The 22,399-nt window shown below is 38.4% G+C and carries 18 protein-coding genes; 17 read left to right on the forward strand and 1 reads right to left on the reverse strand.

From position 1 onward, the window contains the following. Positions 1 to 82: 82 nt before the first annotated feature. The 11 genes from H3T55_RS10315 (at position 83) to H3T55_RS10365 (ending at position 15,088) form a co-directional block, all read left to right on the forward strand. The gene (locus tag H3T55_RS10315) at positions 83 to 2,848 is read left to right on the forward strand and encodes a helicase C-terminal domain-containing protein (protein WP_225534400.1); all 2,766 of its coding nucleotides are present in this window, start codon (positions 83 to 85) and stop codon (positions 2,846 to 2,848) included. An 86-nt stretch (positions 2,849 to 2,934) separates the two neighbouring features. Then, on the forward strand, positions 2,935 to 3,441 hold the full coding sequence (locus tag H3T55_RS10320; RefSeq protein WP_225534401.1) for a DUF5590 domain-containing protein: 507 nt from the start codon (positions 2,935 to 2,937) through the stop codon (positions 3,439 to 3,441). Between the two features lie 90 nt (positions 3,442 to 3,531). Beyond that, positions 3,532 to 4,722: a pyridoxal phosphate-dependent aminotransferase gene (locus H3T55_RS10325; RefSeq protein WP_225534402.1), complete on the forward strand. Its 1,191-nt coding sequence runs from the start codon at positions 3,532 to 3,534 to the stop codon at positions 4,720 to 4,722. Positions 4,723 to 4,768: 46 nt separating this feature from the next. Further along, complete coding sequence (gene asnS / locus H3T55_RS10330) at positions 4,769 to 6,067, forward strand: asparagine--tRNA ligase (RefSeq protein ID WP_087641562.1); 1,299 nt, start codon at positions 4,769 to 4,771, stop codon at positions 6,065 to 6,067. Between the two features lie 209 nt (positions 6,068 to 6,276). Next, positions 6,277 to 7,164, forward strand: a complete 888-nt coding sequence (locus tag H3T55_RS10335; protein ID WP_225534403.1) for a hypothetical protein — start codon at positions 6,277 to 6,279, stop codon at positions 7,162 to 7,164. A gap of 186 nt (positions 7,165 to 7,350) precedes the next feature. Further along, positions 7,351 to 8,685 carry a UDP-N-acetylmuramate--L-alanine ligase gene (gene murC / locus H3T55_RS10340; RefSeq protein ID WP_225534404.1) on the forward strand — a complete coding sequence of 445 codons (1,335 nt, stop codon included), beginning with the start codon at positions 7,351 to 7,353 and terminating at the stop codon, positions 8,683 to 8,685. 115 nt (positions 8,686 to 8,800) lie between these two features. Then, positions 8,801 to 9,283 (forward strand): MaoC family dehydratase, encoded by a 483-nt coding sequence (locus H3T55_RS10345; RefSeq protein WP_087641393.1) that lies wholly within the window; start codon positions 8,801 to 8,803, stop codon positions 9,281 to 9,283. After that, positions 9,276 to 9,959 (forward strand): Bax inhibitor-1/YccA family protein, encoded by a 684-nt coding sequence (locus tag H3T55_RS10350; RefSeq protein ID WP_225534405.1) that lies wholly within the window; start codon positions 9,276 to 9,278, stop codon positions 9,957 to 9,959. The genes H3T55_RS10345 and H3T55_RS10350 overlap by 8 nt, the downstream gene beginning before the upstream one ends. 234 nt (positions 9,960 to 10,193) lie before the next feature. Beyond that, positions 10,194 to 11,345 (forward strand): bifunctional glutamate N-acetyltransferase/amino-acid acetyltransferase ArgJ, encoded by a 1,152-nt coding sequence (argJ, locus tag H3T55_RS10355; protein ID WP_225534509.1) that lies wholly within the window; start codon positions 10,194 to 10,196, stop codon positions 11,343 to 11,345. A 276-nt stretch (positions 11,346 to 11,621) separates the two neighbouring features. Then, positions 11,622 to 13,985 carry an ATP-dependent DNA helicase gene (locus H3T55_RS10360; RefSeq protein ID WP_225534406.1) on the forward strand — a complete coding sequence of 788 codons (2,364 nt, stop codon included), beginning with the start codon at positions 11,622 to 11,624 and terminating at the stop codon, positions 13,983 to 13,985. Positions 13,986 to 14,122: 137 nt separating this feature from the next. Further along, on the forward strand, positions 14,123 to 15,088 hold the full coding sequence (locus H3T55_RS10365) for an asparaginase (RefSeq protein WP_225534407.1): 966 nt from the start codon (positions 14,123 to 14,125) through the stop codon (positions 15,086 to 15,088). Positions 15,089 to 15,210: 122 nt separating this feature from the next. Here H3T55_RS10365 and H3T55_RS10370 read toward each other — a convergent pair whose 3' ends face one another. Continuing rightward, positions 15,211 to 15,705 (reverse strand): YajQ family cyclic di-GMP-binding protein, encoded by a 495-nt coding sequence (locus H3T55_RS10370; RefSeq protein WP_087641397.1) that lies wholly within the window; start codon positions 15,703 to 15,705, stop codon positions 15,211 to 15,213. A 227-nt stretch (positions 15,706 to 15,932) separates the two neighbouring features. Between H3T55_RS10370 and H3T55_RS10375 the strand changes: the two genes are divergently transcribed. The 6 genes from H3T55_RS10375 (at position 15,933) to H3T55_RS10400 (ending at position 22,390) form a co-directional block, all read left to right on the forward strand. Next, positions 15,933 to 16,871 carry a YitT family protein gene (locus H3T55_RS10375; protein ID WP_225534408.1) on the forward strand — a complete coding sequence of 313 codons (939 nt, stop codon included), beginning with the start codon at positions 15,933 to 15,935 and terminating at the stop codon, positions 16,869 to 16,871. 255 nt (positions 16,872 to 17,126) lie between these two features. After that, positions 17,127 to 17,996, forward strand: a complete 870-nt coding sequence (locus tag H3T55_RS10380; RefSeq protein WP_225534409.1) for a class II fructose-bisphosphate aldolase — start codon at positions 17,127 to 17,129, stop codon at positions 17,994 to 17,996. A gap of 231 nt (positions 17,997 to 18,227) precedes the next feature. Then, on the forward strand, positions 18,228 to 19,508 hold the full coding sequence (locus H3T55_RS10385) for a UDP-N-acetylglucosamine 1-carboxyvinyltransferase (protein WP_225534410.1): 1,281 nt from the start codon (positions 18,228 to 18,230) through the stop codon (positions 19,506 to 19,508). After that, the gene (gene rho, locus H3T55_RS10390; protein ID WP_087641401.1) at positions 19,505 to 20,797 is read left to right on the forward strand and encodes a transcription termination factor Rho; all 1,293 of its coding nucleotides are present in this window, start codon (positions 19,505 to 19,507) and stop codon (positions 20,795 to 20,797) included. Before H3T55_RS10385 ends, rho begins: the two co-directional genes overlap by 4 nt. A 98-nt stretch (positions 20,798 to 20,895) precedes the next feature. Then, the gene (locus H3T55_RS10395) at positions 20,896 to 21,159 is read left to right on the forward strand and encodes a type B 50S ribosomal protein L31 (protein WP_087641402.1); all 264 of its coding nucleotides are present in this window, start codon (positions 20,896 to 20,898) and stop codon (positions 21,157 to 21,159) included. A gap of 181 nt (positions 21,160 to 21,340) precedes the next feature. Beyond that, on the forward strand, positions 21,341 to 22,390 hold the full coding sequence (locus H3T55_RS10400) for an aldose epimerase family protein (RefSeq protein WP_225534411.1): 1,050 nt from the start codon (positions 21,341 to 21,343) through the stop codon (positions 22,388 to 22,390). Positions 22,391 to 22,399: the final 9 nt, after the last annotated feature.

A 22,399-nucleotide genomic window follows, 5' to 3' on the forward strand; every position in this document is an offset into this window, starting at 1 on the left:
TTATTAAATGCTATCAACTAAGACTAAAAAAAAATGTCGTTTTGTAGTATAATCGTCAAGGGTAGAGAAAGGCGGGGAAGCAATGAAGAAAAGTCAAATATATGCAGTGGTCGATATTGAAACAACAGGTACAGATGCGACAATTGACCGAATCATCCAATTCGGCTGCGTGCTGATCCAAGACGGAAAAATCATTTCCCGATTTGCAACAGATATCAACCCCAATCAAGCTATTTCTCCACAAATTCAAAAACTGACAGGTATCAGTAATAGTAGAGTCCAAAAAGCTCCTTATTTCGAAGATGTTGCACTGACGATCTACAATCTTTTAGCAGATACTGTGTTTGTCGCTCATAATATTTATTTTGACTATTCATTTTTAGCACAGGAGTTAGTTCGCTGTGGTGCACCAAAACTAGAGATTCCTGGAATCGATACAGTTGAGCTGTCACAAATTTTTTTACCAACGGAAAAAAGTTTTCGTTTGGGTGATTTGTCTGAAAGCTTAGGATTAGTTCACGATAATCCGCATCAAGCAGATAGTGATGCACAGGTCACTGCGGAATTGCTATTATTGATCGAAGCGAAGATGCGCCGATTGCCGCTGATCACGATGGAAGCTATCGATAAGTTGAGTCAGCAAACCGGCATGGATACTAGTCGTTATATCCATTACATTTACGAAGAGATGAAACAGGAGATTTTACCATTATCTAAAGAGTATCGAGTCGTTTCAGGAATCGCATTAAGAAAAAAAGAAGTCCCGCTTTTTGAAGAAAAATTGTATGGTCAAACGGCATTTCCAAAGAAGAAAAAGACCAAAGAAAAGATTTTTGGTCAAACGATAAGTTATCGTTCGGAACAAAGTCGTATGATGAATTTGGTTTATGAGCATTTTACTCAGGATGAAAGCAAAGACTTGTTTATCGAAGCTGCAACAGGTACTGGGAAAAGCTTAGGTTATTTATTTCCTCTGAGCTATCTAGCAACACCAGAAAAGCCATTGATCATTAGTACGGTTTCGATTGTTTTACAAAATCAATTGCTGGAGAAGGATATCCAACTGGCTAATCGAATTTGTCCCAGACCACTTCAGGCGACGATCATCAAAAGTCACCGCCACTATATTGATTTACAGCGTTTTAAAGCGACATTGAATGATCCTTTGCCGCAAAAGCAATATGCTCTTTATCAAATGGGTGTTTTGGTCTGGCTCCTAGAAACGCTGACTGGTGATTTAGACGAATTGCAGCTGATCAATTTTAACCATATTTTTTGGCGTGATGTTGCTCATCGAGGAATTGATTTTCTATCCAGTAAAGATGCGCTGTATCAGGAAGATTTTGTCCGCTTTCTTTATAAGAGAGTCAAACAAAGCAATGTTTTGATTGTCAATCATGCATTTTTAGCACAAGAATCGCTTAGAGAAACAGCACTTTTGCCCAAAAGCCCTTATTTGATTATTGATGAGGCTCATCATTTACCAGACATAGCAGGCAAGATTTCTCACCGTCAATTTAATTATGCATCATTTAAAAAGCAATTAGCACTCTATTTAGAAGAAGAACAGTTATTTGATCAAGTGACGCATATCTTCGATGAGGCTAAGGAAGAACGGCGCTTGTTGCGAATCTATTGTAAAGCAGCTACTGACTTAGTTGAGGAATTCAGTGATCTTTTTTATGAAATCAATACTTTATTTCCAAAGCAAAAGCGACAATCGATGGAGACAGAACTGTTAGTCAAATCATTGTTCGATCAGCTGTCTTTAGAAGGAGAATCTTCAATTCAAAAAATCGAGATCTTATTATCTGAAATGAGAGAGATCCAAAAAAGAATTCAGCAATCAATTGAAGAACATTTAGAAAAATATACCTCCTCTGATCGAATCGTTTTTGTACGGTTGCTGCAGTTTTTTGAACAAATCGACCGTTTACACGAGTGTTTTGATATTTATGTAAATGAATGGCAGCCGCGCTGGATCAAGGAGTACAGCTGTACTTCGCAAGGATATGGTGCTTTAGCTATCAATGATCTGGAAGCGAGTATTTTACCTACAACAACTTGGTATGAGCGGTATCAGCATATTCTATATACTGGTGGGACATTAAAGTTTGGTAGAGATAAAAAATATTTGCCAAATAAATTAGGTGTGCCCGATGCCTTATTCAAGACACTGCCTGATCCTTATGACTATGAACAGCATGCGCGTTTGTATATTCCAACGGATGGTATTGCCGTCAATCAAGTGAATAATGCTGAATTTTCAGCCTACATTGCAACGGTTATTCAGGAAATTTCAAAGCAGGATCGTTCTATTTTAGTGCTCTTTACCTCTCATGAGATTCTTTCAAGCGTCTATCATCGCCTGCATCAGGCTTTTCTTAGTGATGGGCGGGAACTTTTGGCCCAAGGAATCAGCGGAAGTCGAGAAAAAATCTTAAAACGATTCATTCATTCTAAAAATAGTATCTTGTTAGGAGCAGATAGCTTTTGGGAAGGGGTAGATTTGCCAGGTGATACTTTATCCCTTCTGATCGTTACTCGTTTGCCTTTTGAAAATCCTCAGCGGCCGTTTGTAAAAGCACGTTATGAGTACTTAGAGGAAAAAGGCATCCAGGCGTTTGCCCATGAAGCATTACCGAAAGCAACTTTACGTTTACGGCAAGCATTAGGTCGCTTGATTCGTTCAAATAAAGATAAAGGTGCGATGATCGTTTTAGATCGTCGTTTGATCACGGCAAAATACGGGAAACAAATGATCAAGGCTCTGCCAAAGAATTTACCTGTGAAAGAAGCACCATTAACTGAAATAACGACAGAATTAGCTGATTTTTTAAATAGCTGACAAAAAGAAATTTACTTGCTAACTATTAAATTAAAAATAGTTTTCTGCTATAATGATAGCCAGTAAGTGAGGAAAGGGCGAGGCGATTGCAGGAAAAAAAAGAACAAAATGAAGTGAGAAAAAGAAAGATTCTTTTAGGAATCATTACAGCCTTATTAGTGATGATCGTTCTGGTTGTCATTTTCTATGTACGGGCAACTCATCCGTGGAAACAAGCTGAAAAAGAAGCTACAGCAATCGCAAAAGAGTATGCTCAACTTGAATCAGTCGATAACTTTTACTGGTTTACTAGGAAAGAAACCTCCTTTGCAGTGACGGGAAAAGATGCTAAAGGAGAAGAATTAATCGTCATCATTCCGAAATCAGGGAAGAACATTACTGTACTAAATCAAAAAGACGGGGTAGAAGAAGGGCACATTCGCCAGATCATGAGCACGGATTACAAAGAAAAAGACATACGAAAAATCAGCTTAGGTCTATACGAGGATAAGCCTACATGGGAAGTTATTACTAAAAACGATGACGGTTCCTTATCCTACTACTTATTGTCATTTGAAAAAGCAGAAGAAATCATGATCATAAAAAATGTCTGACGAGACGTTTTATGCTATTGTAAGAAGTAAAAAAACAGGTAACGCAACACATGAAAAATGAAGAATAAAAAAATGAATGGAGTAAACCGTATGGAGATATCAACGCGTGCACAAAAATTAGAACCTTCAGTAACCTTGGCGGCTTCAGCCAAAGCAAATGCCCTAAAAGCTCAAGGCCAGGATGTGTTGAGTTTAACAGTTGGTGAACCAGATTTTATGACACCTAAAAATATCCAGCAGGCAGCGATTCGGGCGATCGAGAGTGGTCAAGCCAGCTACTATACACCATCTGCCGGTATTAAAGAATTAAGGCAAGCAGTCGCAGAATATATTCAAAGCAATTATCAATTAAAATATCAGATGGAAAATGTTATTATCACTGATGGCGCTAAATTTGCTTTATATTTACTTTTTCAAGCAGTCTTAAACCCATTGGATGAAGTGATCATTCCGGTTCCTTATTGGGTGAGTTATGGTGAACAGGTGAAATTAGCTGAGGGAGTACCAGTATTCATTACATGTGCACAGGAAGAAAAATTTAAGGTCACTGTGGAACAGCTAGAAAAAGCACGTACAGACAAAACAAAAATTTTGATTCTAAACTCACCTTCCAATCCTACAGGGATGATTTACACAGAAGAAGAATTAAGAAAAATCGGTGACTGGGCTGTCTCCCATGATGTTTTGATTGTCTCAGACGATATTTATGGTAAATTGGTTTATAATGGCGCTGTTTTTACGCCCATAGCAACCTTATCAGAAGAAATCCAAAAGCAGACCATCATTATCAATGGTGTTTCTAAAAGCTATGCGATGACCGGCTGGCGAATTGGCTATGCAGTAGGAGATCAAGCAATCATTAGTGCAATGAATGACATAGCTTCACAATCAACGAGCAATCCGACAGCAGTCAGTCAATATGCCGCAATTGAGGCTTTGAGTGGTGAACAGGATACTGTAGAAACAATGAGACAGGCTTTTGAAGAGCGTCTAAACAAAATATACCCACTTTTTGCAGCAATTCCAGGCTTCAGAATGGAAAAGCCTCAAGGTGCCTTTTACCTATTTCCAAATATCAAAGAAACGATGGATCTTTGCGGCTATACTGATGTGACAAAATGGGTGGATGACTTATTGGCAGAAGCACATGTCGCATTAGTCACTGGAGCAGGATTTGGTGCGCCGGAAAATGTTCGGATCAGTTATGCAACAGATCTGCAAACATTAGAAGAAGCGGCAAAGCGGATCACCGCATTTATTGAAGCAAAATCAGCAAAATAAATACTCAATTCGGGATGGCAAAAAAGAAATGAATGGAGAGACGATTGTGGAACAAATTCAAATTATTGATTCAAAACATCATGTGGGGGAAACCGTAAAAATCGGTGCTTGGATCGCCAATAAACGTTCAAGCGGGAAGATCGCTTTTTTACAATTACGTGATGGGACAGCTTATTTTCAAGGGATCGTTGTCAAAAGTGAAGTTCCTGAAGAGGTCTTTCAATTAGCGAAAAGCTTAACGCAAGAAACCTCTGTTTGGATCACTGGTGAAATCAGAGAAGATAGCCGCTCAAAATTTGGTTATGAGATCGGTGTGACTGGGATCGAAGTGATCGGTGAAAGTCATGAATATCCAATTACACCTAAAGAGCATGGAACAGACTTTTTGATGGATCACCGTCATTTATGGCTACGTTCATCCCGTCAGCATGCAATTATGCAGATCCGTAACGAAATCATTCGTGCGACATATGAATTTTTCAATAAAAACAACTTCGTAAAAATCGATCCGCCGATTTTAACAGCAAGCACAGCAGAAGGCACGACAGATTTATTTGAAACGAATTATTTCGATCAAAAAGCGTACCTATCTCAAAGTGGTCAATTGTATATGGAAGCAGCAGCTTTAGCTTTTGGAAAAGTATTCTCATTCGGACCGACCTTTAGAGCAGAAAAATCTAAAACACGCCGTCACTTGATCGAATTTTGGATGATCGAGCCTGAAATGGCCTTTATGCATCAAGAAGAAAGTTTGGAAGTCCAAGAGCAGTATGTAGCTTTCTTGGTTCAAAGTGTATTGGATAATTGTGATTACGCTCTTGATGTTTTAGGACGTGATAGAGAAGTCTTGAAAAAATATACACAATTACCATTCCCGCGTATTTCTTATGACGAAGCGGTTGAATTACTGAAAGAAAATGGATTTGATGATATTGAATGGGGAGATGATTTTGGTTCACCGCATGAAACCTTTATCGCAAATTCTTTTGATCGTCCTGTATTTATTTTGAACTATCCAAAAGCGATCAAAGCCTTTTATATGAAACCACATCCTACACGTGATGATGTTGTGATTTGTGCGGATATGATCGCACCGGAAGGGTATGGCGAAATCATTGGCGGTTCAGAACGTGCTGTCGATCATGATTATCTATTAGAGCAAATTCGTAACCATAATCTAGATGAAGCAGAATACGCTTGGTATTTAGACTTACGTCGTTACGGCTCAGTACCGCACTCAGGATTTGGTTTAGGTTTAGAACGTACAGTGACTTGGCTCGCTGGGATCGAACATGTTCGTGAAGCAAGTCCATTCCCACGCTTATTGAATCGTATTTATCCATAAAAAATTCTTATGAAAAGCTGTCGAAACAAAGTAGCTACTTTGCTTCGATGGCTTTTTTTTGTGCGAAAAACATCTCTTACTTTGCGCAATGAAAAAATGAACTGACGTAAAAGATCAAGAAGAAAAGAGAAAAGTTAAGGCAAATTGTTTAGAAATCCAGTAACTTATGGTAGAATTGACAGAAAGTACAATAAAAGGACTGAATCCAAATGGAAAACCCAGCACAAATCAAAAGAAAACATTTTCGTTTTCCAGCTTATGACGATGATTTAGGTGTAAAACTAACTTCAGAAAATAAACGAACATTGTTTCAAGATGAACCAATGTTGACAAATACGACATCCGTACAACCTCAGGCGCCAGTGATCGATCCAATCACAGTTCAGCCGACAATGACAAAGCAACCGACTCAAACGAATAATAACAATGTCTCTCATAGCCCAGAGCAGATGGCCGAACTTGCCCAACACAAGTCGAATCTGCCAAACTATATGATGAGTCACAATAAAACAACAACAAAGCAAAAAACAAATCTATTTGGTAATATGCCGAAAAGAAATAGCTATGGATTTGGCAGCTCATCTACGAACCGAGACAAAAAGGCAACATCAAGAGATTATACGTATGAAGCTCGTTCTTACTTCGTACCAAAGTATATCCCGGCGTCTGTGATCCCGGAAAAAAAAACGCCAGCGCTAACAGAACAAGAGCTGGCTACGGCGATGAAAAAAGATAAAAATTCGTATCTGTTATTTGATGATGAGCCAGCAGCGTTTCAAGTCAAAGGAAATGAAGATCCGACGGTAAAAAAATTCAACATTCCGAAAGAAACACCTGAGATTCCTGTGACAAGACGTCAGTACCAACAAATCAAACCAGATATGGAACGTTTTGGTAAAGATGATATCAGCCAAACACTGCCGCGTTCTAGAAAAGAGTTAAAAACAGCCAAAGCAAATGCGAAGAGCCAAACAGCTTATGGTCAAAAAGTAGCAGAGGCCGAAAGCGAAAAAAAACGCGGTATTTTAGATAAACCATTAAGTGGTATCATTGAAGATTCAAGTATGGAATTAGAAAATAGCAAGTATTTTAATTAGTAGTATTCTGAGACAAAACAGTCACTGGTTTTGTCTCAACTTTTTGTGTCTTTTAAAATAGTAAAGCAGCACAACTATTTTTGGGTTGATTATTTTGTGATTTTGTACGATAATGGGTAGCATGCATTTGCTGACTATTATAAGAAAACAGAATTTACATAGAGATTTCAGGAAAAGAGGATTATAATGAGCAATCAAGAAAAATTACATCATTTTGTTGGCATAAAAGGTTCTGGAATGAGTTCATTGGCTCTTGTTTTATTTGAGAAAGGGTATCGTGTGCAAGGGTCTGATGTAGAAGAATATTTCTTTACACAGCGTGATCTAGAAAAGGCTGGAGTGAAGATCCTACCATTCAACGCAGACAATATCACGAAAGATATGGTTGTTATCGCTGGAAATGCGTTTCCAGATACACATGAAGAATTGGTTCGTGCAAAAGAGTTAGGTGCTGAAATCATTCGTTACCATGATTTTATCGGACGTTTTATTCAGCCTTATACAAGCGTTGCAGTGACTGGTTCTCATGGGAAAACAAGTACGACAGGTTTACTTTCTCATGTATTGACAGGAATCGCACCAACAAGCTATTTGATTGGTGACGGGACAGGACATGGGGATCCTAAAGCGCAGTTCTTCGCTTTTGAAGCTTGTGAATATCGCCGTCATTTTCTTGCTTATTCACCCGATTATGCAATCATGACGAACATCGATTTCGATCATCCTGATTATTATAAGAGTATCGAAGATGTTTATTCAGCATTCCAAACAATGGCAGCACAAGTGAAAAAAGGTATTTTTGCTTATGGAGATGACAAATATTTGCGCCAATTATCAGCAGATGTGCCGATTTATTATTATGGGTTGAATGATGATGATGATATTCAGGCTAAAAATATTCAACGAACAACACAAGGTTCTTCTTTTGATGTTTACCATAAAGATGAATTTGTAGGGCACTTTGTTTTACCGGCTTTTGGTCAACACAATATCATGAACGCACTTGGTGTGATCGCAGTTGCCTACTTTGAAAAACTGGATATGTCTAAAGTTGCAGCAGAAATGCTAACTTTTTCAGGTGTTAAACGTCGTTTTACTGAGAAAAAAGTATCAGATATGATCATTGTTGATGATTACGCACATCATCCGACTGAAATCATGGCGACGATCGATGGCGCACGTCAAAAATATCCTGATAAAGAAATTATCGCTGTGTTCCAACCTCATACCTTTACACGGACGATTGCATTGATGGATGAATTCGCAGATGCATTAGATTTAGCAGATCATGTTTACTTGTGTGATATTTTTGGATCGGCAAGAGAACAAAAAGGTGATGTAAAAATCGAAGATTTGGGTAATAAGATCGAAAAAGGCGGTCAAGTAATCAAAGAGGATAATGTTTCACCGCTATTAGACCATGAAAATGCTGTGATTATTTTTATGGGTGCCGGAGATGTTCAAAAATTTGAGCAAGCCTATGAAACATTATTGAGTAATACAACAAGAAACGTTCTATAATTTATTGTTCAAGACGATGATATGAAGCTTTGGCGTTTTGCCGAAGCTTCTTTTTAACTTGCCTTTTGTCGTCATTTTGGTACAATAATCTTATCATTAGTGGAGGTGTACTAATTTGAATATCGGAAAACCGAGAAAATTAGGCAAAACCATCGAAGATATTGAGGAAGGCGATTCGCTGTCTTTAACTGAGTCGATCGAAGATAAAGATTTACTTCTTTATTTGGGCTTAACGAATGATGCCAATCCTTTGTATATCCAACATGATTATGCCCAAAAAACAGAATACGGCAAGCCGATCGTTCCATCGATCATGCTGATGGGGATCATTACCAGTGCGATTTCAAAGCATTTACCAGGACCAGGCTCTCATGTGGTCAATTTTTCGGTGAACTTTGTAGGACCAGTCTTTCATTACGAAACACTGACATTTCAATTTGAAGTGATCAAGGTGGATAAAATGAAAGATGTTGTGACGATTTCGATCGAAGCTGTCAATGAAGAAGGAGACCGTGTGCTTGATGCAGTTGTCATGGTTCAGCCGCCTCAAGTGACAATAGACGAACTGGAAGAGAAAGAAGGAGAAATGAATGAATAACGGAGCAGTAGCAAATGTTGGTTTGAATAAGTTTTATTCAAAAATTTACGCGTTTTTAGCGATGGGAATCGGTATTAGTGCGTTAGTATCATATCTAATATTGAATGTATATTTCTTTGAAGTAGTGATGTTTTTATACAAATATCCAATGGCTTTTTATGGATTTTGGATTGCAGAATTAGCGTTAGTTGTTTTCTTAGGTTTTAAAGCAGCTAAAAATCCGACACTGGCAATCAGCGGATTTGTTGTATATTCTATACTGAATGGCATTACATTGGCTGTAACATTAGCGATGTATACAGAAGGAACCGTTGTAGCGGCTTTTGTTAGTGCAGCAGCTACGTTTGGAGGAATGTCATTAGTTGGGATTTTTACAAAACGTGATCTTTCTGCTATGGGACATGCAGCATACAGTGCGTTGATCGGTCTGATCATTGCGATTTTCCTGAATGCATTTATTTTAAAGAGTGGTCCTGTTGATTACTTTATTTCAATTTTGATGGTCGTTATTTTTGCAGGTATCACTGCGTATGACAATCAAAAAATCCGTACATTGTATACACAAACAGGCGGACAGCCAGGTACAGGGATCGCGGTTTTCATGGCATTACAATTATATCTTGATTTTATCAATTTATTCTTAGCATTCTTACGTATCTTTGGTAAAAACAACTAATAAAAGAACTTAGAAAAGGACACTCAGATTCTTCTGAGTGCCTTTTTTTGTTTTGAATATACGTATTTATCGTGTTTTTATGCATAAAAATTCTTTTATTTGTTTTATTTTGCATAAAAATCATTGACTATCATGAGACATTGATTTATACTTTTAGAAAATCAGAAAAATGAGACGTTTGTTGTGGAATGTTTATTAGAGGTTGTCTCTTTGGGAAGGGTGTAAGTGATAGGGATGGATGAAAAAATACCAGAAGGATTTAAATTTTATGGCACGCATGCCGGCATCAAGAAAAAAAGAAAAGACTTTGGTTTGATCGTAGCAGATCACGTGTGTCATGCGGCGGCTGTTTTTACTAAAAATACGTTTTGCGGTGAATGTATACCGATCGGTAAAGAACATGTCAAAAATGGAGAATTACAGGCAGTCGTAATAACTAGTGGGGTTGCAAATGTGGCGACTGGCAAAGAAGGACGAGAGAATGAGTTTCAGATTTTAGATAAAATTTCGTCTAAACTGGCGATTGCTCAAGAAAATATTTTACCATCATCGACAGGTGTGATCGGACCACAATTACCTATTGAAAAAATCAATACATTTTTGGAGACGCATTCGCTGGAGCTTACAGAAAACTATGAAGACTTTGCCGAAGCTATTTTAACAACAGATCAACGGATCAAAGTGCAAAGTCTTGAGGTCGGTGAGGGAAAAATTTTAGGTATCGTCAAAGGATCGGGGATGATCGAGCCGAATATGGCGACCATGCTGGCTTATATTTTAACAGATATAAAAATCAGCAAAGAAGATATCTATCCAATGTTAAAAATCGCGGTTGACCAATCGTTTAATACAATCAGCATCGATTCAGATACAAGTACGAGTGACACAGTTGCCTTATTAGCAAGCGGTCATAAGACAGCTTCGATGGAAGAGCTGCAAATAGCCTTAAACCAAGTTTGTCATGCATTGGCATTAGATGTTGTGAAAGATGCTGAAGGAGCGACAAAAACGATGTTTGTGACGGTCAAAAATGCTATGAGCCAAGAACAGGCAAAGAATGCTGGAAAATCAATAATCAATTCGCCATTAGTGAAGACCGCTTTGTTTGGTCACGATCCAAATTGGGGCCGAATTGCAATGGCGCTTGGGAAAACAGATGGACTTATTTTTGACCCTAATAGGGTTGAGATTTCTTATGGCGAATATCCGATTTTCTCTGAAAACCATGAAGAGCTGCAAAATATCGAACAAATCGCATCGTATATCCAAGAAAATGAAGATATCTATTTAACGGTCGATCTACACCAAGGAACTCACGATTTCCAAGTGATCGGCTGTGATTTGAGCTATGAGTATGTCAAAATAAACAGCGATTATTCTACTTGATTTCATAAACTAAGAAGCATAGGACAAAAGTGTTCAGCTCATTTCAGAAGCCTTCAGCTCTTAGTACTTTAGCACTTAGAATGTTGCTAGCTTCACTTTGTTCTTTAAACAATGCGTTAACTGATGTGGTCGAAGCGTAACGTAGTAGCCGCTTTTTTCTCACCACTTATTCAAAATTAGAGTCCAAAACAAAACTGGTTTTTAGTTTTGTTTTGGGCTTCTCTTTTCATTTACGAATGTATGTTCTATAATGGAGAAATGACAGGTGGGAAAAAAATGAAAGATAGACAACGGATCGCAGTCCGCAGTTTAGTAGAATTTATTTTGCGTAGAGGTAGTATCGATGCAAGACATACAAGTGAACATACGGCGGCTGAAGGAGCGAAAATCCATCGTAAATTGCAAAAGGCGGCTCCAGCTGGATATAAGAAGGAAGTTAAGCTTTCGATCGATGTAGAAATGAATGATCAAACATACTTCATTGAAGGACGTGCCGATGGCATTTTTATAGATGAGGACAAGGGGATCATCATTGATGAGATAAAAAGTTCAGAACCTGATTTCTCTGAGCTGCGGGAAGAACAGATCGATATGTACTGGTACCAAGTCATGTGTTACGGGCACATCTATTGTCAACAAGAAGAGCTAGAAACGATCACATTACAGCTAACGTATTTTCAAACGACAACGGAAGAAATCACGCGAACAGAAAGGCTATTTACAAAACAGGAGCTGTGTGAATTTTTTGATGATTTGACCAGCAAGTACGAGCAATGGCTGATTTTTAAAATGAATTGGCGAAAGATCAGAAATGCCTCCTTGAAAGAACTTCCGTTTCCATATGGTGATTATCGCAAAGGGCAAAGAGAATTAGCTGTCGCTGTCTATAAAACGATTTTAAGTGATCAAAAGTTGTTTGTAGAAGCACCGACAGGAACTGGTAAAACGATCTCTACATTATTTCCAACACTAAAAGCAATCGGTGAAGAACAAGCAGAACGTGCATTTTACTTAACTGCGAAAACGATCACACGTCAGGTAGCAGAAGATGCAGTAGAAGCGATGAAACAAAAGAATCTGGAATTAAAAAGTGTGACCTTAACAGCAAAAGATAAAATTTGTTTTTTGACTGAACGAAATTGCATACCGGAAGCGTGCCCTTTTGCGAATGGGTACTATGACCGTCTGAATGAAGGGTTATGGGATCTGTTAAACAATGAAAATCAATTTACAAGAGAAGTTATTGAACGCTATGCCAAAAAACATAGTCTTTGCCCGTTTGAGTTGTCGTTAGATGTAAGTTTATGGTGTGATCTTGTGATTTGCGATTATAATTACTTATTTGATCCCACCGTATATTTAAGAAGGTTCTTCGAAGAGCAGCAAGAAGAAAAAGAAAATATTTTTCTAGTCGATGAAGTCCACAATCTAGTGAACCGTTCTAGAGAAATGTATTCAGCTTCTTTAGTTAAAAATACATTTAGCTCATTAAGAAAAATGCTTGGGAAAGAGCAGCAAAAACTGACACGAGCTATCCGGAAAGTCGAAAAGGAATTTGAGAAGATCGAACAAATCTGCAAAGAAGAAGAAAAAGACTTTCTGCATCAAAGTGCACCCATTGATTCGCTTGTAAAAGCGGCTTACACACTATCTGAGAAAATCGGTGAATGGCTGCCGGAGAATCAAACATACGAAGAATTGAACCAAGTGTTATCCGTTTATTTTGATGTACTGAATTATACTAAAATCAGTGAATATTATGATGATCATTATTGTACTTACGTTGAGTGTCAGAGCTACGACGTGACTGTAAAGCAATTTTGCATCGATCCTTCCTATTTATTAGAGCAAAAATTAGACAAGGGCAAAGCGAGTATCTTATTTTCAGCTAGTTTGACTCCATTAGATTATTATCAAGAGGTTTTGGGTGGAGGAGAAGAAAGTTTGAGATACCGTATTCCGAATCCTTTTACTAAAGATAATCAGCTGTTAGTCATTGAAAATCATATTCAAACGACCTACAAGGAACGGGAACGGAATTATCAAAAGATCGTTGAAAGTCTAACAAATATGATCCAACAGCGAACTGGAAATTATTTTGTCTTTTTTTCATCTTATTCTTATATGGATGTCGTGTATGATCTATTCAGAGAAAAAAATCCAGGAATCAAAACCAAGCTGCAGGCTTCTTCTATGAATGAAGCTGAGCGGGAAGCTTTTTTAGCTGACTTTGTTTCTGATCCAGAAGAAACGTTGTTGGGCTTTTGTGTGTTAGGGGGGATTTTTTCAGAGGGAATCGATTTAAAAGGAACGCGATTGATTGGTACAGCCATTGTTGGGGTGGGTTTACCGCAGATCAATCACGAACAGGAATTGATCAAACGTTATTACGACTTAGAAAAAAATCAAGGGTTTCAATTTGCTTATCAAATCCCCGGAATGAACAAAGTGCTGCAGGCAGCAGGGCGTGTCATCAGGGATAGCGAAGATCGAGGAGTTGTATTATTGTTGGATCAGCGTTTTTCATCTGCAGCTGTGCGACAATTTTTTCCGCCGCATTGGGATCAAAGTCAAACGGCTTATTCTGCCGAACGTTCAAAAGAATTACAGCAACGATTTTGGCTTTCAACAAATGAATGAGCATAGAAAAAAATTACGTTTACTGTTATACTAAAAAAGCGAATCTTCTTATAAAAATAAAAAAGCAGGCGGACGATTTGTCGGCTCTTTTTTAGAGAAAAGAAGAATAAGAATCATAGGTGAAAAGAGGCTAAGTAATGAAAACTATTCTTGTTTTGCATACAGGCGGGACAATTTCAATGTCTAAAGAGGCAGATGGTAATGTAGCACTCAATACAATGAATCCCTTACTCGAACAAGAAGCTTTGCTGGAGGGTAAGGTCAACTTGATCGTTGAATCGATTTTTAATATTCCTTCTCCTCATATGACATTAACACGTATGCTTGAGCTAAAAGAGCGAATTCAGCAGGCACACGCTGAAAAAATCGATGGCGTCGTCATCACTCATGGGACCGATACGTTGGAAGAAACAGCTTATTTTTTGGATATCACGCTGGAAAATAAAATTCCCGTCGTTCTGACTGGTGCGATGCGGTCAAGCAATGAAATCGGGACAGACGGCTTGTATAATTTCATCAGTGCTGTATGGACTGCTTGTTCGGAGGAATCTCAGGGAAAAGGTGTTTTAGTGGTGATGAACGATGAGATCCATACGGCTCGTTATGTAACGAAGACGCACACTACAAATGTAGCAACATTCCGGACACCAACTTTTGGACCGATCGGTATGATCGCCAAGGAAAGAACTTTTTTTGCAAGCGAAGTGCGGCCGCAAGAAATATGTGATATTCAAGAAGTTGAAGGAAATGTATATGTCATTAAAGCTTATGCTGGGATGGATCAGCAGCTGTTTGATTTAGTGGACAATGACCAGACGGATGGTTTGGTCATCGAGGCTCTTGGCGCGGGAAATCTTCCACCGCAAACCTTACCTGCGCTAAAACGACTGTTGCAAAGAAAAATTCCGATCGTTCTTGTTTCACGTTGTTCGAATGGAATCGCTGAGGACATCTATGATTATGAAGGCGGCGGCGTGAATCTTAAAAAAATGGGCTTGATTTTTTCAAGAGGATTGAATGGTCCTAAGGCCCGCATTCGCTTGATCGTTGGGTTGAATAGTGGGAAAAATATGCAGGAGTTAGTAGACTTTTTAAGTGAATAGACAATAAAAAGAGCCTGATTTTTTTGATCGATCAACTAGTCCATTTAAGCTTGGATTTTTTGATCATCGCTAAGAATCAGGCTTTTTTTCATTTAGATAAATAAAAGAAGATAGTAGCTGAATCAACGATAATTAGTAAACTGAAGTTCAACAGGTAGATCAAGTGTTCTAAGTAATGTAATCACCTTTTGTAGATCATCACGGCTTTTTCCAGTCACACGAATTTTGTCTTCTTGGATTTGTGATTTTACTTTGATTCCTGAGTTTTTGATTGCTACATTGATTTTTTTTGCATTGTCTCGATCGATGCCGCTGATCAGGTCACCGTATTGACGGACGTTTCCTCCAAGAGCCTTTTCGCTATCGGAAAAATGGATGTTTTTAATTGGAACTGCCCGTTTTACTAACTTGCTGAATAAAACATCTTTGACTTGCTCAACTTTATAATCGTCTTCTGCAACTAGAACTAATTTTCCATTTTCTAGTTTTATGTCTGCAATTGAACCTTTGAAGTCAAAACGATTTTTGATTTCTTTCAATGCGATTTGGATCGAATTTTTGACTTCTTCCATATTCATCTCAGAGGTGACGTCGAAACTTGCTTCTTTTGCTGCCATTAGTTAACCGCCTTTCATTCATTTCTTCCTTTTATAGTACCATTAAATGACCAAGAAACAAGTCCCAACCATTTTTTGATCATCAGTCGTTCAGAATAAAAGAATCCTCATTTTTGGCTTTTTTTCTTTTCTTTTTTCAGGCAACCTGTTATTCTAATTCGTGGGATTTGACTTGGACAAACAGGACATAGAATGACTATTCAGTATGTTTGGTAATGGGAGGAATTATGGTGGGCAAGCGAGCTGCTTCATATAAACAAAATGAATTACTGAAAAAATTTGCTGTTATTTTTATCACGGGAATTTTAGCGGCAGTTGGATTGAATTTTTTTCTAATTCCCGCAAGAGTCTTCTCTGCTGGAATGAACGGGGTAGCGCAAATCATTGCAACGCTGCTGTATACACATTTTTCAATCACGATCGATACAGGTTTATTTATTTTACTATTGAATATACCGATTTTTGTATTAGGCTTTATTAAACTAGGGAAAGAATCGACTATTTTCAGTTTTCTAAATGTTGCTTGGATTTCAGTTGTGACCATGTTTCTACCTATCGTCGTGATTACGGAAAATCCATTGATGAATGCGATCGTTGGTGGTGTGTTGATCGGGATTGGTGCAGGCTTATCTTTGAAGATGGGGTTTACGACAGGTGGAATGGACGTTATTTCACTAGTCTTATCAAAGACGACTGGGAAAACGGTTGGAAATTATATGTTTATGTTGAATGGTATCATTGTTGCTGTTGCAGGTGTTGTGTTTGATTGGGAGAGTGCGTTATATACGATTATTTCGATCTATTGTTTAACACAGGTCGTGGATACGATCCATACCAGTCATCAAAAAATCACAGCGATGATCATAACAGTGAATCCTGAAACGGTTGCTCAGGCGATTTCCAAAGAAATGGTTCGTGGGATGACATTATTGCCGTCTATCGGCGGATATTCGGGTGTAGAAGGTCGAATGATCATGATGGTGATCACACGATATGAACTCTATGACCTAGAACAAATCGTTTATTCAGTCGATGAGAATGCATTTATGAATATTTTGCCTACGCAATCGGTCTTAGGGCGATTTGCCAATGAAGATGAACAGCGGATTTTTAAAAGTACAGGATCATTTCCAGAGTTAAAAAAACATAAAATGAAACTCAAATAAAATAAATCTTTGCTTGATCATAAGATCCAAAAAGAGAGATATCAACATTTATTTCTGAAGGAATAAATGTTGATACCCCTCTTTTTTTTCGACAAATAAACCTGAGTGTCTACTCTTTTGTGAAAGTATGGACAAAAATTTTCTGAAAAAGGTAATTTTAGTAGAAAAGTACTAAAAAGTCTGCTAAAATGTAACTGTTAGTTAAGGGACGCCCTTAACAAATAAAGTTTTTTAAAACTTAGGAGGAATTTTATTATGCCAGTAGTATCAGGAGCAGAATTCTTAAAAGCTGCACGTAAAGGCGGATATGCAGTTGGTGGATTCAATACAAACAATTTAGAATGGACTCAAGCAATTCTAAAAGCTGCCGAAGCTAAAAAAGCACCAGTTCTTATCCAAACATCAATGGGCGCAGCAAAATACATGGGCGGATATAAAGTGGCTAAAGATATCATCACTGATTTAGTTGATTCAATGGGTATCACTGTACCAGTTGCGATCCACTTAGACCATGGTGACTATGAAGCAGCTTTAGAATGTATCGAAGTTGGCTATACTTCAATCATGTTTGATGGTTCTCATCTTCCATTTGAAGAAAACTTGAAATTAGCTAAAGATGTCGTTGAAAAAGCACACGCTAAAGGAATCTCTGTTGAGTGTGAAGTTGGTTCGATCGGTGGAGAAGAAGACGGGATCATCGGTTCTGGTGAATTAGCTGACATCGAAGAGTGTAAACAAATGGTTGCTACAGGTATTGACTATTTAGCTTGTGGTATTGGTAACATTCACGGTCAATATCCTGAAAACTGGAAAGGCCTTGCTTTTGATCACTTACAAGCAATCGCTGATGCTGTAGGTTCTGATGTTCCTTTAGTATTACACGGTGGTTCAGGTATTCCTCAAGAACAAATCCAAAAAGCTATCTCAATGGGTGTATCTAAAGTCAATGTAAATACTGAATTCCAATTATCTTTTGCTAAAGCAACTCGTGAATATATCGAAGCTGGCAAAGACAAAGAAGGAAAAGGCTTTGACCCACGTAAATTGTTAGCACCAGGTGTTGCTGCAATCGTGAAAGATGCAGAAGAGCACATCGACTGGTTCGGTTCTGCTAACAAAGCATAATCTAATTCTTTAAACCCTGAGCTGGACTGCTGAAAAGCAGTTCGGCTTTTTTTATTTTTTTCTAAAAGTTTACAATACGTTTCTTTTTTTGAGCGAAAACGCCTAAAACATGAGAAAAATAAGAAAGAGAATACGTGTTGGCTTTTTTATTATCTTCTGATGTGTTAGAATAGTTTGGGTATATCACAAAAAATAAAACTATTTGTTTTACATAGATAGGTGAGAAGATAAATGAAAAAAATTGTAATCAATGGGAACCGCCCGTTAACGGGAGAAGTTTGTATCAGTGGGGCAAAAAACAGTGCAGTGGCGTTGATTCCAGCAGCTATTTTAGCGGATTCACCAGTCACATTGGATGGGGTACCAGATATTCAGGATGTCCATTCATTAATTGAAATTTTAGAAATTATGGGTGCTAAAACAACATTTGAAAATAATACATTAGTGATCGATCCAACGGAGATCGTCTCAGTACCGATGCCGAAAGGAAAAATCAATAGTCTTCGTGCATCTTACTACTTTATGGGGTCATTGCTGGGAAAATTTGGTGAAGGAGTAGTTGGGTTACCAGGAGGCTGTTATTTAGGTCCCCGTCCAATCGACCTTCACATCAAAGGTTTTGAATCTCTAGGAGCAACTGTGACAAATGAACATGGAGCGATGTATCTAAGAACAGAGGATGGTCTTCATGGAACGAGGATCTTCATGGATATGGTGTCGATCGGCGCAACGATCAATGTTATGCTGGCGGCTGTAAAAGCAGAAGGGAAAACGATCATCGAAAATGCTGCTCGTGAACCTGAGATCATCGATGTCGCTACCTTATTGAACAATATGGGAGCCAATATCCGTGGAGCAGGCACAGATATTATCCGTATCGAAGGTGTGGAACAGCTGCACGGCTGCCGCCATTCGATTATTCCTGATCGTATCGAAGCAGGGACCTATTTGGCTTTAGCTGCTGCAATGGGCGAAGGTGTAACGGTTCGTAATGTCATTTATGAACACCTAGAAAGCTTTATTGCAAAATTACAAGAAATGGGTGTGAAAATGACGATCGAAGAGGACAAGATCATCGTTCATCCTTCCCACGATTTAAAAATGACAACGATCAAAACGTATCCATATCCTGGATTTGCGACAGATCTTCAACAGCCGATCACGCCGTTGATGTTAAAAGCTAAAGGAACGGGCGAAGTGATCGACAGTATTTATACGCAACGGACAAAACATATTCCTGAATTAGTACGAATGGGTGCGGATGCATCGATCGAAGGCAATATGATCGTCATCAATGGCCCTGCTAAATTGCATGGTGCTGAAGTAGTCGCTTCTGATTTACGTGCAGGTGCTTGTTTAGTGACTGCTGGACTGATTGCAGAAGGTACGACCACGATTTACAATGTTGAATACATTTTACGAGGCTATGATCATATCATTGAAAAATTAACAGCCTTAGGTGCTGATATCCAAATGATCGAAACAGAAGAAGAAATCGAGGTGACTAAATGAGTGACTATTTAACGATGGCGGAACTTGAAAATAGCACACTAAAGGACATTTATGCCTATGCGAAGGAATTTAAGATCCCTTATTACAGCCAAATGAACAAAAAAGAATTGTCTTTAGCAGTGATTAGAGCTCAGGCCGAGAAGCAAGGTTTCTTCTTTATGGAAGGAATTTTGGATATCGTTTCTCAAGATGGGTATGGTTTCTTACGTCCAATCAATTATGGACCAAGTGCTGAAGATATTTACATCTCCTCTTCTCAAATCCGTCGATTCGGGTTACGTAATGGGGATAAGGTTGCTGGAAAGGCACGCCCCCCAAAAGAATCGGAACGTTATTATGGCTTGATGCATGTTGAAAGTGTGAATGGCAAAGATCCGGAAGAAGCTAAAGAGCGTCCTCACTTTCCAGCGTTAACACCTCTCTACCCAGAAAGACAAATCAAATTAGAAACAACACCCGGCAGATTATCAACTCGTATGATCGATATTTTCTCTCCTGTAGGTTTTGGGCAGCGCGGTTTGATCGTTGCGCCACCTAAAGCTGGGAAGACTAGTGTTTTAAAAGAAATTGCCAACGGCATTACTGAAAATTACCCTGATGTAGAATTGATTTTATTATTGATCGATGAGCGTCCGGAAGAAGTGACTGATTTAGAACGCAGCGTCAAAGGTGATGTCGTATCATCAACATTTGACCAACAACCGCAGAATCATACACGAGTTTCTGAACTAGTCTTGGAACGTGCGATGCGTTTAGTTGAAGATAAGCGAGATGTTGTGATTCTGATGGACAGTATCACACGTTTGGCTCGTGCTTATAATTTAGTCGTACCGCCAAGCGGACGAACATTGAGCGGCGGTATCGATCCTTCTTCTTTTTATAGACCAAAACGTTTTTTTGGTGCAGCTAGAAACATTGAAGAAGGAGGCAGTCTAACGATTTTAGCAACTGCTTTAGTGGATACCGGAAGTCGAATGGACGATGTGATCTATGAAGAGTTCAAAGGGACAGGGAATATGGAACTGCATCTATCACGTGATTTAGCAGATCGCCGTATCTTCCCAGCCATCGATATCAAAAAATCAGGAACACGTAAAGAAGATCTGTTAATGTCTTCTGAGCAACTAGAAGAAACATGGAAGTTGCGTAATCATATGACAGGCGATTCTCTGGAATATACAGAGCAATTTGTTAAATTTTTACGTAAAACAAAAAGCAATGAAAAATTCTTTGAAGATTTCCATGATGTATCCTTCGGAAAACAAAGCAAAAGAAATGTAAAAAGATAATTGCATCGATGAATGAATCATGCTATTATAGTACTGTTGTATACCGACAAAATAACTCTGATGCAGCAAATGGATCAGGGCAAAGGAGCGAAAAGACTATGAAACAAGATATCCATCCAGAATATCACCCAGTCGTATTTATGGACTCAACAACTGGTTTTAAATTCTTATCAGGTTCTACTAAGCACTCTGAAGAAACAGTTGAATGGGAAGACGGAAATACTTACCCAGTAATCCGTGTCGAAGTAACATCTGACTCTCATCCATTTTACACTGGACGTCAAAAATTCACACAAGCAGACGGACGTGTGGACCGTTTCAACAAGAAATACGGTCTCAAAGACGAAAACGCTGCAGAATAAGATTTCTGTTGAATACTCAACAATTGTACGAGTTTCCTTTGTGGAAACTCGTTTTTTTATTGCGCTGAAGATAAATCGACATGAATATAACAAAAAAATAGAAATTCAGTTATAATTAAGAAATCAATGGTAAAATAAAATCAGTGAATCAAGCTAGTATGCATGATAAAAGAAGGAAGGAATGGAAGTAGTGAACATCACACAGAAAGATTTTGGCGAATCAACAATTTTGTATTCGCTTACTAATAATAACGGGGTTACATTATGCGTATCTAATTTAGGTGCACGAATCGTTGATTTGATCGTGCCTGTGGCCGGTGAAAAGCGCAATATCGTATTGGGGTTTGACTCCGCAAAAGAATATATTGAAAAAGATCTATACATCGGTGCGACGGTTGGACGAGTAGCTGGTAGAATTGAAAAAGGACAATTTACAATCAATGATAAGAAATACCAATTACCAGTCGATCCTCTTACTGGAAATACCCTTCACGGAGGAGCCAAAAGCTTTGAATCACGACTTTGGGAGTCTCGAACAGAAGAAACGGAAGAAAGAATTTCAGTGATTTTTACGTATGAAAGTCCTGATCAAGAGCATGGTTTTCCAGGGAATTTAAAAGCAGAGGTAATATATTCTTTGACGAATGAAGATGAGTGGATCATTGATTATCAGGCAATAACAGATCAGCCTACAATTTATAATCCGACGAACCATGTGTATTTCAATTTGACAGGCGATGTGACAAAAACGGTTGGTGAGCATTCTCTGTTTATTGATGCAGATCGTTTTGCAGTGGTAGATGAAGCGACTTCTGTCACAGGAGAACTGCAGAATGTCACGGATACACCTTTTGATTTTAGAAACAATACTCCAATAAAACAAGTTTTTGAGGCGAATTATAAACAAAATATGATGGTTGATGGGTTAGATCACCCATTCCTATTAAATCAAACAGGTTTTGAAAAGCCGCAGGCGATCGTCACTTCGCCTAAATCAGATGTATCGATTGAAATGTATACAGATCGTCCAGCTGTTGTTGTTTTTACAGCTCAATTTGGTGAAAATAGTCCAGAAATGAGAGGGACTAAGATGGTCAGCCATGGCGGAATCGCGTTAGAAACCCAAGTGAGCCCTGGTGCTGGTGTTTTTGATGGTTTTGGTGATATTTCATTATATCCAGATCGTCCATTTCATAGCCGAACGGTCTACAAAATAAAAAGATCATTATAAGGAGTGAAA

Source organism: Enterococcus sp. S22(2020), assembly GCF_020295385.1.
GTDB classification, from domain to species: Bacteria; Bacillota; Bacilli; order Lactobacillales; family Enterococcaceae; genus Enterococcus_L; species Enterococcus_L dunnyi.

Bases quoted from the DNA above. Each gene is read 5' to 3' on its own strand.
- H3T55_RS10335 (WP_225534403.1), top strand. From the start codon at position 6,277: ATGGAAAACCCAGCACAAATCAAAAGAAAACATTTTCGTTTTCCAGCT.
- rho (WP_087641401.1), top strand. From the start codon at position 19,505: ATGAGTGACTATTTAACGATGGCGGAACTTGAAAATAGCACACTAAAG.
- murC (WP_225534404.1), top strand. From the start codon at position 7,351: ATGAGCAATCAAGAAAAATTACATCATTTTGTTGGCATAAAAGGTTCT.
- H3T55_RS10350 (WP_225534405.1), top strand. From the start codon at position 9,276: ATGAATAACGGAGCAGTAGCAAATGTTGGTTTGAATAAGTTTTATTCA.
- H3T55_RS10395 (WP_087641402.1), top strand. From the start codon at position 20,896: ATGAAACAAGATATCCATCCAGAATATCACCCAGTCGTATTTATGGAC.
- H3T55_RS10380 (WP_225534409.1), top strand. From the start codon at position 17,127: ATGCCAGTAGTATCAGGAGCAGAATTCTTAAAAGCTGCACGTAAAGGC.
- H3T55_RS10370 (WP_087641397.1), bottom strand. From the start codon at position 15,705: ATGGCAGCAAAAGAAGCAAGTTTCGACGTCACCTCTGAGATGAATATG.
- H3T55_RS10325 (WP_225534402.1), top strand. From the start codon at position 3,532: ATGGAGATATCAACGCGTGCACAAAAATTAGAACCTTCAGTAACCTTG.
- H3T55_RS10315 (WP_225534400.1), top strand. From the start codon at position 83: ATGAAGAAAAGTCAAATATATGCAGTGGTCGATATTGAAACAACAGGT.
- argJ (WP_225534509.1), top strand. From the start codon at position 10,194: ATGGATGAAAAAATACCAGAAGGATTTAAATTTTATGGCACGCATGCC.
- H3T55_RS10400 (WP_225534411.1), top strand. From the start codon at position 21,341: ATGGAAGTAGTGAACATCACACAGAAAGATTTTGGCGAATCAACAATT.
- H3T55_RS10365 (WP_225534407.1), top strand. From the start codon at position 14,123: ATGAAAACTATTCTTGTTTTGCATACAGGCGGGACAATTTCAATGTCT.
- H3T55_RS10385 (WP_225534410.1), top strand. From the start codon at position 18,228: ATGAAAAAAATTGTAATCAATGGGAACCGCCCGTTAACGGGAGAAGTT.
- H3T55_RS10360 (WP_225534406.1), top strand. From the start codon at position 11,622: ATGAAAGATAGACAACGGATCGCAGTCCGCAGTTTAGTAGAATTTATT.
- H3T55_RS10375 (WP_225534408.1), top strand. From the start codon at position 15,933: ATGGTGGGCAAGCGAGCTGCTTCATATAAACAAAATGAATTACTGAAA.